Raw genomic sequence first — 15,224 nt, 5'->3', positions numbered from 1 at the left:
GCTGATTAGTTTAGGGATGGAGCAATGGATGATAGCGGTTATCATATTAATGAGGTACACAGGATTTTTTTCCTGTTACCTGTTACCTGTTACCTGTTACCTGTTACCTGTTACCTGTTACCTGTTACCTGTTACCTGTTACCTGTTACCTAAAATCCACAACTTGTATACCTCACCTATTTGAAAAATACTAGAGTAAGGCACGATAATAATAAGTCGGCAAACCTTTTTAAGGGGATAGACTATGTTCACTAAACGTGACCTTCCCTCAGAGCAGGAACTGCTAAATGTGGCGAGACAGTACCCTGAGCTAGATATAGCATCAGTGTTTACTTGTCTGTCGTTCCTGAAAACTACCACTGAGATCTACGAAGCGATTGACACTCATTTGGGTCGCTACGAGTTATCAATCGGTAAGTTTACCGTACTCATGCTATTACACAAAGCTGGTGAGTTAGGGTTGACTCCTTCCGAATGTGCTCAACAGGCTGGTGTTACTCGTGGGACGATCACAGGTCTGCTCGATGGTCTCGAACGTCAAGGGTTAGTTAAACGCCAGCCCCACCCAGATGACCGACGGATGCTGATGGTTCAGCTGACCCCAAACGGTTGGCAGTTCTTGAAGCAAATGCTTCCCGACCACTTTAATCGGGTGACAGGTTTGATGGCTCACCTGACTGGTGCAGAAAAGAAAACCTTCGTTAAACTTTTAGCAAAGTTGCGAGCGGGAACCCCTGCTATGCACTCTGCTGAATTTCAGCTGACCCAGTAATGAGGGACTTCTCAAAAAATCTGTTAGCGGTGCTCATAATTGTATTTCCCTTATGATAGATTAAATAGTAAGGAGCCATATAATATGGCACACAAGAGATGGTTATGACTCATATAACCGACAGAGGTTGATTTAACCGGAGGAGTCATGGAGCCAAAGATTGGCATAAAAGATCAGGGATTATCAAAGCCCCTAAGCCGTTGGGTGATTGTACTGGCTGGTGTTGGGATTCTGGCAACTGTGGTCGCTAGCCGATATAGTTTGCAAATGGTCCGTGAGCGCCCACCAGAACCAGTGCCATCCCCCAGTACAACCCCAGCTATCCGAGCTGTAACTGCTCTAGGACGTCTCGAACCTGAGGGGGAAGTTATTCAATTAGCTGCTCCAACAACTTTTCAAGCACCAAGGGTGGCTCAGTTACTCGTTAAGGAAGGGGATAGAGTAGGTGCCAATCAATTGATTGCCATCATGGAAAATCGCGATCGCTTACAAGCGGATTTAGAACGGGCCAAAGCGGAGGTTAAAGTAAGCCGTGCGAACTTGGAGAAAGTCAAAGCCGGTGCTAAAAGTGGAACCATTGGTGCTCAGGAGGCTAAGATTAAACGACTAGAGGCAGAGTATCGGGGGCAGAAGGAGGCGCTACAAACTCGCATTGACCGTTTACAGACTCAGCTGCAAGAAACACAACAAGAGAAAGATGCCACAGTCAGGCGATTAGAGGCTCAGTTAAGGAATGTACAAGCAGATTTTCAGCGCTATGACCAGTTAGAACGAGACGGTGCGATCGCAATTTCCGAATTGGACAGCCGTCGCCTAAACGTAGAAACCGCCCAAGAGAGCGTCAGTGAAGCCATAGCCAACCGCACTCAAACTATAAGCACCCTCAGGGAAGAACTCAAAGAAGCTATTGTCAACCGCAACCAAACCCTAGCTGTGGTAGAAGCACAGATTAACGAAGCTAAAGCTACCCTCGAAGAGATTAAAGAAGTACGTCTTGTAGATATTAAACAAGCTGAAGCGGAGCTAGAAATGGCTATGGCACAAGTCAAGCAAGCCGAAGCAGAATTAAAATTTGCTTACGTCCATTCTCCACTAGATAGTCAAATTTTGAAAATTAACACTTATCCAGGAGAAACCGTAGATCAAGAAAAGGGAATTGTGGAACTAGGGCAAACTGACCAAATGATGGTTGTTGCTGAAGTCTATGAAAGTGATATTGGTAAAGTCAAGCTAGGACAGAAAGTAACCATTATTAGTGAAAGCAAGGCATTTGAAGGTAAACTCAATGGCACTGTAGTTAGAATTGGGCAACAAATTGACAAACAGGATGTTCTTGACACTGATCCAGCTGCTGACGTAGATGCCAGAGTTGTCGAAGTAGATATTCGTCTCAATCCAGAAGACAGCAAGACGGTTACTGATTTAACTAACTCTCAAGTCATCGTAAAAATAGTTACTACTTATTAGTCAATCGCTATCGCTCCAATTAAAAATTATCAATTCAAAATTAAAAACTAACCTATAAATTAATTCGTGGGCTTGTATCCGGTGGAAACACTTACAAAGTATAAGGCTATTCATTTTTAATTTTTAATTCAAAAATGGTCATTAACTAGTAACTATCAATCATGAAAATACCTTTAGCATGGTTACAATTGAGCCATGAAAAAATGCGTCTGCTGGTGGCACTGGCAGGAATTGCTTTTGCCGATATTTTAATGTTTATGCAAATGGGTTTTCGGGATGCCCTGTTTGCCAGTAATGTGACACTACATAATAGCATACAAGGTGACATTTTTTTGATTAGTCCCCAGTCCCAAGCAACAATCGCTATGAAAAGTTTTCCTAGTCGCAGGTTGTATCAAAGTATTGCATTTGATGGGGTCAAATCGATTCGTGGGATATATATGGACTTTGGTCTCTGGAAAAATCCTCAAACCCGTGAAACTCGTAGTGTGCTTGTGATTGGGTTTAATCCTACTGACAACGTCTTCAATTTATCTGGAGTAACCAGCAATCTGGATACAATTAAAATGCCAGATGTCGTTTTGTTCGATGACAGCTCCAGACCTGAATATGGACCTATTGCGGAAGAGTTTAATCAGGGCAAAGAGATAACCACTGAAGTCAAAGAACGTCGCATTCGAGTAGGAGGCTTATTCACCCTAGGGGCTTCCTTTGCAGCAGATGGAAATGTGATCACCAGTGATTTAAACTTTTTCCGCCTTTTCCCTGACCGCCATAGAGGACTAATTGATATCGGTTTGATTGAATTAGAACCAGGGTTAGATTTGGAGATAGTTGTAGAGAAGATGAGGCGCGAACTTTCCAAGGATGTTCTAGTTTTATCCAAGGAAGAGTTTGTTAATTGGGAGAAAGCTTACTGGCAAAGCAGTACAGCTATTGGCTTTATTTTTACCCTCGGTAGTGCTATGGGATTTATCGTGGGTACAGTGATTGTTTATCAAATTCTATATACTGATGTCGCGGATCATTTGCCTGAGTATGCTACCCTTAAAGCCATGGGTTATAAAACCAGCTATCTATTGATTGTCGTTTTTAAAGAAGCTATAATTCTGGCAATTTTAGGTTATTTTCCTGGATATGGACTAGCCTTAGGGTTGTATAGTTTAACGAAAAATGCTACTAGTTTACCCATAGCTATGAGTCTAGCTAGGGCAGTAACAGTGTTGATTCTGACGCTTATCATGTGTTGTATTTCCGGTGCGATCGCGATCGGGAAACTCCAAGCAGCCGATCCCGCTGATATTTTTTAAACTATTGCTAATAAAAAAGGGAACAGGGAACAGGGAACAGGGAACAGGGAGTAGCGAGTAGGGAATATGGTATCAAAAATTATAACAATTCCTACACGGATCCCTATATAGTGCTTTTTACCCTAATGAAGTACAAAAAAAAAATTACCTCTTTCCTCTTCCGACTTTACTGCTCCCTGCTCCCTGCTCCTTGCTCCCTGCTCCCTGCTCCCTGCTCCCTGCTCCCTAAAAGCCAAAAACTTGTACTTTACTAGCTGAAAAACAGCTATATAATCAATAACCAATAACTAGGTAGGAACGAAAACTGTCATGGTGGACGAACCAGTTGTATCCATTAAGCATCTCAACCATTACTTTGGTAAGGGTTTTCTACGGAAACAGGTTTTGTTTGATATTGACCTAGACATCCACCAAGGAGAAATTGTGTTGATGACTGGTCCTTCTGGATCGGGTAAGACCACATTACTAACCCTAATCGGAGGATTGCGATCGCCTCAATCTGGTAGTCTCAAAATCCTAGGAGAGCAACTGCTGGGAGCCAATAAACGTCATTTGATAGCAGTGCGGCGTCATATTGGCTATATTTTCCAGGCTCATAACTTACTCAAGAGTTTAACAGCTCGCCAAAATGTGCAAATGTCAGCAGAACTACACCCAGAACTTTCTACTAAAGATGCTATTACTAAATCAGTAGCTATATTAGAAGCAGTGGGGTTAGGTCAGTGGGTGAATTACTACCCAGATAAACTTTCTGGAGGACAAAAACAACGAGTCGCGATCGCTCGTGCTTTAGTGGGTAATCCCAAGATACTCTTAGCAGATGAACCAACAGCAGCACTAGACAGTAAATCCGGTCGTGAAGTGGTGGATTTAATGCAGCAGTTAGCTAAAGAACAAGGATGTACAATTTTACTGGTTACTCACGACAATCGAATTCTGGATATTGCTGACCGGATTGTTAATATGGAAGATGGGCGTCTCAATGGTATCAAAGCAGTTAATTAAGCTGTTCAGCATTTAGATTGGGATATCTAAAATTAGTCAAAGGGAACAGGGAATAGGGAACAGGGAACAGGGAATAACCAATTTAAATGCACATCAGCTTAAGGGAAACAGCTGACAAATATAAACTATAAAATTGTTAATATAAAATCTCAAATAGCAATTAACAATTTTATAATGACTAAATTTAATTTAGTTGTTAATTTACTACTCTAGCCATCCGTGTAGGAATTGTGAGAATTTTTCTTTCCTGTTCCCTGTTCCCAGATCCGCTGTTCCCTACTCCCTACTCCCTACTCCCTACTCCCTTTGCTATATCAACTGGACTGACTTTAGCACGATGCAACAACTTATCACCAATGCGGTAGCCAGTGTAACGTACCCTAACCTGATCACCTGGTTGAGCAGTGCCTGACATGAGTTGGTGTTGTTGTGGATCGTAAGGGAGTTCGTCCCCTACAGATGCGATCGCATCCACACCCCATTTTTCTAGCAACTGTTCCACTGGCTTTACCAGAGGCAATAATCTCGCAGCTGGTAACTGCTCATTATGTTGTGCCGCATAAGCAGCAGTGGGCCATTGCACCAGCCAGGATTCTAGCACTTGTAAACTAGATTGCTGAAACTCCTGCATTAAAGTTTCGCGCTGCTGTTCCAACTGCTGTTCTAGACGCTGGTACTCCTGCTTGAATGTTGAGTCTTCCTGCTGTAAGGTAGAAACAGAATCTGGCAAAAACAGAACCAGTAACTGATTCACCGACACCTGCAACGCTTGAGCAAGTTTCAGCAGCGTTTTTAGCTGCATCTGCGACACCTGACCTTTCCGCAAACGCCTCACTTGCAACTCCGAAACATCAGCTCTGAGACTTAGTTGCCTAAAACTAGGAATACCCACTTCTGCCATAAGTTGTCGCAACTGTTCACTGTAATTGGGATAGGAAGACTCGGTCATTTCCAGGCTGACGTATCAAGGATAAAAGATGACAGGAGAAGATTTATAAATCTGATCAACTCCGGTGGAGTAATCATGATATCCCTGATTGTGATTATTGGTAAGTGCAATCAGCTATCAGCCTTTGGCCACGGCTGATAGCTGATTGCTGATAGCTGACTGCTGACTGCTGACTGCTGACTGCTGACTGCTGACTGCTGATTGCTGACTGCTGACCAAATTAGATATTTGCTCAAAGTGCATTTACCCAGAAATCAGCCGTTACAATCTCACCATTACGCTTAAATTGACCCCACACTTTATATGTGCCTTTTTCAGGAAATTGGGTAGCAAAACGTATCGGTTCAGTAGTTTTACCTGGAAGTGCGTGAGCATGAATGTAATCAGATGCTGTTATAGATTCTGATTTTTTAACAATTACTAAATGACCAGCTTCTCCCAAATAAGGTTGTAAATCATTCACCGGATTATTATTAGCAGCATTCTTTAAGTTAAAGCTAATCATCACTTCTTCATTAGCCTGAACTTTGGGTTTATCAAAACTCAGCTCAACCTTGGTCTTGCCAAAGACTTTTGCATTTTTAATTTCTATCTCAGTTATAGATGAACTAGTTCCTGGTGCTTTTACTTTTACTACCGAAACTCGCTCTGGTTTTCCGGTTGGTTTGTAATCGCTAAAAAGAGTATAATCACCAGGTTTAGGAAAATTAGCTTCAACTTCAAAGCGTCCATTTCCTTTATAATCAGGATGAATATGATCGTAAAAATCAAGATCATCACTGACTACAATTAAATGCATTAATTTCTCTTGGAAAACCTCAAAATCAGGAACAGCATTTCCCTCAGAGTCTTGAATATCAATTACCAAATTATTTGGTTTATCTAAATTAATTGTTGAGGGAGTCGTTAGTATAGCTTTAGTATTTACAGATGGTTTATTTACGTGACCATGGCTACCATGGTGATGACCATGCTCATTGTGATTATGGTGACCATGGTGTTTATCTCCCTCAACAGATGCATCTCCAGATTGCCCTAGTGTTGAACAACTTTGAGCCAGCAATAAAGTAGAACTAACTAGTAATGCGCTAACCAAACGATTCATGATGTCTTTACCCACAAAAGTTATTCAATATTTATTGTTTAAAGGAAAAGCGACCGTTTATTTTTTTACCGTTAATGTCAGTTTGAATGACCACCTTATATTCCCCAGTAGCTTTCCCTGGTAAAAAAGCAGCGTAATGTTTACCAGCCTTATCATAGCTAAAATCTAGATTCTTTTGCTCACCATTTGGTAACTGGATTTGAGCCTTGACTTTGGCATTAGATACACTTTTGTGTTCCTCACCCTGTTGTAGGAAAAAGTCTAAGTGAATTCCCTGTTTTTCTACGATAGGTAACAACTCTAAATGATAAGAACCAGATTCAATCACTTGACCACCTTGGGAGTGATTGTGATCATGGGGAGAGGAATCAACCTTCTCAGTTTTGGTGACAGTTTCTGAAGAGGTAGTTTGAGTAGTCTCTTTCGTAGTATTGCCGCAGGAGGCTATAAATATCAATCCCACACTAGAGAGAACAATTAAATTTGACTGCAACCACGAACCCATAGTTTTACTCCTTTAAAACTAATTTATTTTTTTGATAACCAGTAAAACAGTTGACACTGACTAAGCTGACCGCTGTTCGCGTAGCGTGCGCGTAGCGCTTAAGCTGACCGCTGTTCGCGTAGCGTGCGCGTAGCGCTTAAGCTTACCTATTCACCCACCACTGAACCACTTTTAAAAGATGAATTTAATTCTTCAGGTGAAATCTCTGGAGTGATTGGTTTAGATCTGAAAAAGCGACCAAACTGAGCATACAAAGCTGGTAATACCAATAAGGTTAAAGCTGTAGACGTAAACAATCCTCCCAGCACAACTATTGCCAATGGCTGTAAAATTTCTTTCCCTGCCCCCGTGCCAATTACGAGAGGAACCATCCCTAACGCTGAAGTCAAAGCCGTCATTAAAATTGCCACTAATCGTTCCGTTGAACCGTCCATAATTACTTGCTTTAAAGGCATTCCCTGAGCCAATTTATTGTTGTAATTATCTACCAGAAGTAAACCATTGCGGGTAGCAACACCAAAAAGAGTGATAAACCCTACCATGGAAGCAACAGAGAGAATACCACCACCGAGGGCAACGGAAAAAATTCCCCCAGTTAATGCTAGAGGCAGATTGAGCATAATCATTACTGTTGCTGAAATTGACTTGACAGCAAAGTACATTAAAACAGCAATCACAATCAGTGCCAGAGTACCGAATACTAGTAAATTTTGAGATGCTCGTTGTTCTGATTCAAACTGTCCTCCATATTGGATAAAGTAACCGGAAGGTAATTGTACTTTCTCCTTGACTTTGGCTTGAATCTCTTCAACTACACTACCTAAATCTCGATCAGCAACGTTAGCTGAGACCACAATCAGACGAGAAACATTTTCGCGGTTGATGGTGTTGGGTCCCTTACCATAACTAATCTGAGCAACTTGGGCAAGAGGAATCTTAGTACCCGTGGGAGTGTCAACTAGCAGGTTGCTAATGGTATTAAGATTATTGCGGTATTCGGCTTTCAACCATACTACTAAATCAAATAACTGTTGCTCTTCCAGTACTTGCGAGACAACTCTACCATTGAGAGCAGTTTCAACAATTTCTGAAAGCTGACCAACACTAAGACCATAACGAGCAGCAGCAGCGCGGTCAAACGTAATTTGCACCTGTTTGATCGGAATTTGGGGTTCAAGAATTAGATCCACCACACCAGGAATATCTTGCATCCCATCTCGAACTTGAGCACCAATAGTTCGTAATTCCGAAAGTTCCGGACCAAAAATTTTGACTGCGATCGCACTCCTGACTCCTGAGAGGACTTCATCCATGCGGTGGGAAATAAAACCACCAATACTAGGGGCTACCCCCGGTAACTTGGCAAATTCCTCACGGAGTTTTTCAATCGTTGCTTTTCGGTCTTTCATCCCCTCCTCTGAAATTTCCACATCCAAATGACCGAGAGTAACACTACCAGCATCAGCATCACCCGGAGCACGCCCTGAACGTAATTGCACTGACTCAAACCGGGGGTCATCTTGAAGAGCTAGTTGCATGGCTGAACCAACCCGATTCGTCATGTCCAGAGAGACACCGGGATAGAGAGTGAAAGCATTGACAAGCGATCGCTCCTGAAACTCTGGTAAGAAGACTCGTCCTAGAGAGGTAAAAATAATTATAGAAGCGACAAACCCTGCTACTGCTGTTAGCAAAACTAGACTGGGAGCATGAATAGAAAATCGAATTAATGGCTGATATAGTTTCTTGGAAAACCGCGCTACCCAAGTTTCTTCTTCTGGTAACTGTACAGTAGCAAGCAAGAAAGCACACAAAGCTGGACTCAGGGTCAGGGCTACAAATGTAGAGGCAAAAATTGACACTAGATAGGCTACTCCCATCGGTGCAAAGATACGACCTTCAACACCAGTAAGGGTAAAAATTGGTGCGAAGACTACAGCAATAATTACTGTAGAAAACAGCACACTCACTCGCACTTCCACTGAAGTGTTATAAACCACCTGTAAAGGGTTGAGAGGATTTCCTGCTTGCTGATTTTTCCGTAATCCTCGGTAGCAATTTTCCATGTCCACAATCGAGTCATCCACCACTGACCCAATCGCTACAGCTAATCCTCCCAGAGTCATGGTATTAATTCCCAAACCAAAGAGATTGAGTAGCATCATCCCAATCAGCAAAGACAGAGGAATGGCGCTGAGGGTAATAATGGCAGTGCGCCAGTTCATCAAGAACAGAAACAGAATAATAGAAACAATGATGATGCCATCGCGTAGGGCATTCCTGACATTTTTAATTGAGGAATCAATAAAATCGGACTGGCGGAACGTAACAGTAACCTTGACATTCTCCGGCAAACCCCCTTTAATTTCCTCCATTGCTGCTTCTACAGCTTTAGTAACAGTAGGAGTATCAACCAGGGGCTGTTTGTTAACTAGCACCACAATCGCTTTTTTCCCATCCAAGCTACCATCACCCCGCTTCAAGGCAGCACCAATGCGGACATCAGCGAGATCAGAAAGCAGCACTGGTGTGCCATTACGTGCTACTACCACCGATTGTTCTAAATCCTCGATTGACTCAACTCGTCCAATGCCTCGAATTAATAGTTCCTTGTCTGGACTAATCAGAAAGCCACCCGCCGCATTAGTATTTGCTGCTGCTGCTGCTTCGGTAACTTCTGCTAAGGAAACATCAAAAGCGGTTAACTTGGCAGGGTCAACCAGTACCTGATACTGACGCACATCTCCCCCATAGGCAATTACCTGAGTTACCCCTGCTACGGCCAATAATTGGTTGGTAATATCTCGATCAACCAATCGACGCACAGCCATTAGGTCAATTTTAGAGGGGACATCTGGCGTCTCTACATCTTCGTCAATGGTAAAAGCGTAAGAAAGAATGGTTCCAATGGGGGAGGAAAGGGGAGAAATTTGCGGTGATTCTACTCCTTCGGGTAATCTGGCAGCAGCTTGTTGTAACCGTTCAGTTACTAACTGGCGAGCTTGATAGATATTAGTATCCCATTTGAAGATAACTTTTACTACGGAAATGCCTACTCCCGAAGACGAGCGTACTGTAGTCAATCCAGGAATGCCATTGATCGCACTTTCGACAGGCATTGTGACTAAAGATTCCACTTCTTCTGGAGCCAATCCCGGTGCTTCCGTTTGAATTTCAACTTGGGGAGGAGCAAAATTGGGAAATACATCTAAGGGCATTTGGGAAACAATGCGAAATCCCCAAACTGTGACGATGATAGCGCCAATTACAATTAGCCAGCGTCGAGCAATAGACCACTTCAGGATCGAGTTAAGCATGTTGGTCTTACCTATAGCCTTGCTGATTATTGCTTGTTTACGAAACGATTAGGAATCGCCGAATCTAAATAGCCATCCCCATTGCTCTGACCATTTCCTTTTACACCAGCAGTGGCATGATAGCTATTATTGGTCAGTTCATCTGAAATTTCTATAGGTGCTGGTCTTGATTGTGAAGCAGTGCGCTGTCCCAGCATAAAAGCACCAGCTGTAATTACCCCTCCTACAGGAAAAACCCACCACCAGGGTAGGCTAGCAACATTAAGGTTAGTGGATGTTGCCTGATGATTATGCCCTTCCTGGTCATGTTCATGATCATGTTCATGGTGATCAGCTTTAGAGCCACCCCTTAAGGATTGGGCGTACAACATCACCCCCCCTTCAGCCACAATCTGGTCACCTTCAAATAAACCATTTTTGACTTCCACCAAATCCCCAAAAGTTGAACCGAGAGTAAGTTCTACAGGTTCATAGAAGTTCTGACCATTTTCTACATAAACCAGTTGCTTAGCATTAGCATCCACCAAAGCATCTTGAGGAATCGCTAAAGTAGCTACACTGGTTTTATCAGTCAAAATCTTTAATTGAGCAAACATTCCTGGTTTTAGTTGCCCTCCAGGATTATCCAACCTTACCCTAACTGGCACTACTCGTGTCTGACCTGCCACTATCGGGTCGATTTGGGTAACTTGACCTGTAAAAGTCTGATTAGGCAGACTAGAAACTTCTAATCTGACCTTTTGACCTATTTTTACCTTGTATAAGTCTTTTTCATAAATATTAGCAGTTGCCCAGACTTGATTATTGTTAACAATCGTCATCAGTTGACCACCTGCGTCTTCAAAGGATTCACCCAAGCTTACTTGCCATTGCGCTACTGTACCGGAAATTGGAGCAAGCACCGTTACCTTTCCTTGCTCATTAGCAGAATTACTAAGTTGTTCCAATCGGGTTTTGTAGGTAGTATCGCTCAGTTGAACCCGAGATTTGGCAGCCTTAACCGCTGTTTGAGCCCGTTTTAGTTCTGCTTCTGCTTCCAGAACGTCCCGACGGCTAAATGCTCTTTTCAGTAAGGTTTTAGCCTCTGCTAGCTTAGTTTTCGACTCTAGCATCTGACGTCGAGCCAGAGCACCTTCGATTGCTAATGCTAGGTCTTTATCGTACTCTTCTTGGGCTACTGCTAGCTGAGTTTCAGCTTCATCGATTTCAGCAGCAGCAATTTGACGCTGACGTTCTAAATTTTCCCTAGCTAGTTCGAGATTTGCCTCAGCTTCTCCCAATGTTGCCTTAGCTTCAGTCAGTCTGTCGAGAGACTCAACCCGCAATTCAATTAACTCCAAGCTAGAGATGACAGCAACCGCTTGACCTTTTTTGACCCTCTGACCTGGTTTGACCAAAAGTTTAGCAACTGTACCGGGAATCGGCGCTGTTACTTGCGCCTGTTGGTTGGGCTGGGTTTCAATTTGCCCGGTGGTTTTAATACCAATATCCAAAAACTGCCTAGAGACGGATTGGAGTTTAATCCCAATTTGACTAGCGGTGGTGGCATCTACCTTAATTCCTTCGGGATTGCTGGTGGCTTCGGTTCCGCTTTGGAACTCATTGCCATGCCCGGCATGGGCGAAAACAGCAACTGGTGCGATCGCTATCAGCAGCAAAAAGGTAAACGTTGAAGCCAGGATTGTTTCTGTCTTGTGCATAATGGATCAGTGCTTTTTATGCTCAGCAGAGGGTGCAAGTAGTCACCATAGCCTCCACCCAGACACCTAAGATGTCAGGATGGTCATTTGCTGTCGTCTTGATTAAGTATCACAAGCAAATATGAAATCAGGATGAAATGTTAGGTATCAATGAAATTATTTTTTTTAGGACTTTGGTAAGCCTTCAGCTTCTGAGAGTAGGAAATTGGGCGTTGCTGAATTAAGGAATGAATGCGCGATCACCTGGTTTTGTTAAAGCCCCCTAAATCCCCCAAATTTGGGGGACTTTGATAGTTTTGTTCCCCCCATAATTGGGGGGCTAGGGGGGCGAAACCATACCCAAAATCAGCAACGCCGGAAATTGATTTTTTGATATTTGTTAATGGCTGTCACAATTTCATTTTGATTACATATATTTATATCAATCTATGTTTTATAATTAGGATTGACATACATTAGCTATAGGTTCGTGCAGCTTTAAGCTAATTTATCCAAGGAAAGTTAGGCGTTGCCCCGCTTTCTTTCCCGCATATCGCTAGTATAGACAAAGTATCCAGCGGGAAAAGACAGATGAGAGTACTGCTAGTTGAAGATGAGCCAGACTTGGGTGCTGCAATTAAGCGAGCGTTGAATATAGAGAAGTACGTGGTGGACTTGGTTGTTAACGGTACTGACGCTTGGGGTTATTTAAACAACCACGAAACCCAATATACCTTAGCTATCTTCGACTGGTTGCTACCAGGGCTATCCGGACTAGAGTTACTGCGTCAGTTACGCTATCGTAATAATCCTTTGCCTATTTTGATGCTAACGGCAAAAGACCGCTTGGAAGATAGAGTGATGGGTTTGGATACGGGAGCCGATGATTATTTAGTCAAACCCTTCCGAATGGCAGAGTTGCTAGCGAGAGTTAGAGCCTTGCACCGGCGAACACCCCTACTCCAGCCCCAACAACTTCAGGTGGGTGAGCTTATTTTAGACTATGGTAACCGAACGGTTTATCGTCTTGCTGCTAACGGTGAGAAACTCGACATTCCACTAACGAATAAAGAATTCCAGCTCTTAGAGTATTTCATGAAGCATCCCAATCAGGTGATGACCACCAACCAAATTCGCAATCAACTTTGGGAAGTGAATGCAGAACCGATTAGTAACGTAGTTGCGGCTCAAATGCGCCTGCTACGTCGGAAACTCGAATCAATCAACTCCAGCATTCCGATTGAAACTGTGCATGGTTTGGGGTATCGTCTCAATCTCAAAAAATCATGAATCGAAATAAGCTATTTAACCAGACTCGTGGGAAATTAGCACTTTCCTATGCCATCGTCATGGGGTTTATTTTGAGCCTGTTGGGATTTGGTGTTTACAGAGCGATCGCTCATGCCCATTTAGTCACTTCAGACCGGGAGTTAAAATCCGTTGCGGGGACACTCCATGATAGTCTGGAATTGAAGCTCAAGCAACCAGGACAGGTAGAGCCGATAATTGGGGAACTTTTACCGAATCTGTGTATCGTTGGAGTTAACTGTTCTAAACCACTGGTGAGTTCCCAACGTCATATCCTAAGTGCTATTAGCCAAGGTCACTACTACATCCGGCTATTTGATACCTCAGGAGGTTTAATTGCCGTTGCAGGAACTTACCCAGAGGGATTACCCCAGGTGTTTAATCAAGCACCTTGGCAAACCATTTCTGATGGTAAGGGCAACTCCTATCACCAAATTTCTCTATCGCTACATACTCAAGATCAGCGGGATTGGGGGTATTTGCAGGTGGGGCACTCTCTCCAATACCTCAACAACTACCTCAATACGGTAAAATTAATCTTGGGATTAGGTCTGCCAATGGCAATTATCTTAGTGGGCAGTGGCAGTTGGTGGTTAGCAGGGTTGGCGATGCAACCTATTTACCAATCCTACAGACAGATTCAACAGTTTACCGCCGATGCTGCCCACGAGCTACGGACACCGATAGCTGCAACACTGGCAACGGTTGAGTCGGCACTTTTGATGCCCAGCTTGGATCAACAAGAAGCACGAAACATTCTGGAAATTGTTGAACGTCAAAATCAGCGGCTGAGTCAGTTAGTTGCCGATTTGTTGTTGTTGTCTCGCTTAGATAGACAACCGGCATCTGTGGGTTACCAGAGATGCTGTCTCAATGACCTGGTTAGCGATTTAGTTGAGGAATTAGCCGCCTTGGCAATCGCTTCCGAAATTACGTTGACATCTTCGGTGCGAGTGCCAACTCCTCTGGAGGTTGTGGGTGATTCTGAGCAGCTTTATCGCTTAGTTTCTAATTTAATTATTAATGGTATCCAATACACCCCTGTGGGTGGTAAAGTAACTGTTATTTTAGACAAGAGCGACCAACAGGCGGTGATCCAGGTAGAAGATACGGGGATTGGTATTGCCCAAGAAGACCAAGGGCGAATTTTTGATCGCTTTTATCGAGTCAATAGCGATCGCTCTCGTCACACAGGAGGTTCCGGATTAGGACTGGCAATTGCTAATGCGATCGCTCAAGCCCACCACGGTAGCTTGCAAGTATACAGCGAACGAGGTGTTGGTAGTAGGTTTACTCTTCGATTACCCAAGGCAGTTACTTCGTTTGATCAGGAACACTTTAGCGCTCCAATTGTTTTTCAGTCCAATTCCTAAGTATTGACCGCTTCACCTAAAGGATAAAGTATGAAAGAGAAAGGAACAAAGATAAATAGTTAGGGATGAATACATATAGAGCAAAACATACCAGTTGTTGAACAACCGATAAATTGAACTATTTCATCCTTCATATTGGGAGCATGTCAATTTTGTTAATCCCTGATTCAGATCCCCCGTTTCCCTTAAAAAAGGGAGACTTTTGAATCTAATTCCCCCCTTTTTTAAGGGCAGGGCTGTTTCAAACTTTAGTAAGTTAACGATTATTGGAGATAGGGGGATAGGGGGATAGGGGGATAGGGAAATCAACTAAAATTTACCGAAAAATGCCCAAATTTAGTCATTAAAATCTTACGAATTAACCGCCTTCAATCAACTCAAATCACTAACAATTTGTTAACGGCCTTCGAGGAAGGGAACGATAAATTTGCCCA

The 15,224-nt window shown here is 43.1% G+C and carries 13 protein-coding genes; 7 read left to right on the top strand and 6 right to left on the bottom strand.

Annotation, left to right across the window (positions count from 1 at the left end; genetic code table 11):
- Positions 1-244: 244 nt before the first annotated feature.
- The 5 genes from F6K49_RS18980 to F6K49_RS18960 all read left to right on the top strand — a co-directional run bounded on the left by F6K49_RS18980 (position 245) and on the right by F6K49_RS18960 (position 4,554).
- Positions 245-772, top strand: coding sequence for a MarR family transcriptional regulator (locus F6K49_RS18980; RefSeq protein WP_293099125.1), 528 nt, complete (start codon positions 245-247; stop codon positions 770-772).
- 147 nt (positions 773-919) lie between these two features.
- Complete coding sequence (locus F6K49_RS18975; protein ID WP_293099122.1) at positions 920-2,239, top strand: ABC exporter membrane fusion protein; 1,320 nt, start codon at positions 920-922, stop codon at positions 2,237-2,239.
- A 161-nt stretch (positions 2,240-2,400) separates the two neighbouring features.
- Positions 2,401-3,549, top strand: coding sequence for an ABC transporter permease DevC (gene devC / locus F6K49_RS18970; RefSeq protein ID WP_293099118.1), 1,149 nt, complete (start codon positions 2,401-2,403; stop codon positions 3,547-3,549).
- A 125-nt stretch (positions 3,550-3,674) separates the two neighbouring features.
- Complete coding sequence (locus tag F6K49_RS18965; RefSeq protein WP_293018043.1) at positions 3,675-3,803, top strand: hypothetical protein; 129 nt, start codon at positions 3,675-3,677, stop codon at positions 3,801-3,803.
- 55 nt (positions 3,804-3,858) lie between these two features.
- Positions 3,859-4,554 carry a DevA family ABC transporter ATP-binding protein gene (locus tag F6K49_RS18960; protein ID WP_293099114.1) on the top strand — a complete coding sequence of 232 codons (696 nt, stop codon included), beginning with the start codon at positions 3,859-3,861 and terminating at the stop codon, positions 4,552-4,554.
- A gap of 283 nt (positions 4,555-4,837) precedes the next feature.
- Here F6K49_RS18960 and grpE read toward each other — a convergent pair whose 3' ends face one another.
- From grpE to F6K49_RS18930, 6 genes are all read right to left on the bottom strand, one after another.
- The gene (gene grpE / locus F6K49_RS18955; protein WP_293099111.1) at positions 4,838-5,503 is read right to left on the bottom strand and encodes a nucleotide exchange factor GrpE; all 666 of its coding nucleotides are present in this window, start codon (positions 5,501-5,503) and stop codon (positions 4,838-4,840) included.
- 110 nt (positions 5,504-5,613) lie between these two features.
- Entirely contained in the window at positions 5,614-5,739 is a 126-nt protein-coding gene (locus tag F6K49_RS18950; RefSeq protein WP_293099108.1) for a hypothetical protein, read from the bottom strand.
- On the bottom strand, positions 5,736-6,623 hold the full coding sequence (locus tag F6K49_RS18945; RefSeq protein WP_293099106.1) for a hypothetical protein: 888 nt from the start codon (positions 6,621-6,623) through the stop codon (positions 5,736-5,738). Before F6K49_RS18945 ends, F6K49_RS18950 begins: the two co-directional genes overlap by 4 nt.
- Before the next feature lie 16 nt (positions 6,624-6,639).
- Positions 6,640-7,113: a hypothetical protein gene (locus F6K49_RS18940; protein WP_293044450.1), complete on the bottom strand. Its 474-nt coding sequence runs from the start codon at positions 7,111-7,113 to the stop codon at positions 6,640-6,642.
- Positions 7,114-7,259: 146 nt separating this feature from the next.
- A complete protein-coding gene (locus F6K49_RS18935; protein ID WP_293099103.1) occupies positions 7,260-10,430 on the bottom strand; it encodes an efflux RND transporter permease subunit in 3,171 nt (1,056 codons plus the stop codon).
- Positions 10,431-10,456: 26 nt separating this feature from the next.
- A complete protein-coding gene (locus F6K49_RS18930; protein ID WP_293099100.1) occupies positions 10,457-12,130 on the bottom strand; it encodes an efflux RND transporter periplasmic adaptor subunit in 1,674 nt (557 codons plus the stop codon).
- Positions 12,131-12,700: 570 nt separating this feature from the next.
- Between F6K49_RS18930 and rppA the strand changes: the two genes are divergently transcribed.
- Entirely contained in the window at positions 12,701-13,399 is a 699-nt protein-coding gene (gene rppA / locus F6K49_RS18925) for a two-component system response regulator RppA (protein WP_293099097.1), read from the top strand.
- Positions 13,396-14,790 (top strand): two-component system sensor histidine kinase RppB, encoded by a 1,395-nt coding sequence (rppB, locus tag F6K49_RS18920; protein ID WP_293099094.1) that lies wholly within the window; start codon positions 13,396-13,398, stop codon positions 14,788-14,790. The genes rppA and rppB overlap by 4 nt, the downstream gene beginning before the upstream one ends.
- The last annotated feature ends 434 nt before the right edge of the window (positions 14,791-15,224 follow it).

Source organism: Moorena sp. SIO3I6, assembly GCF_010672095.1.
Note: the sequence above shows the minus strand (reverse complement) of the source record. Positions and strands in the feature narration are given on the sequence as shown.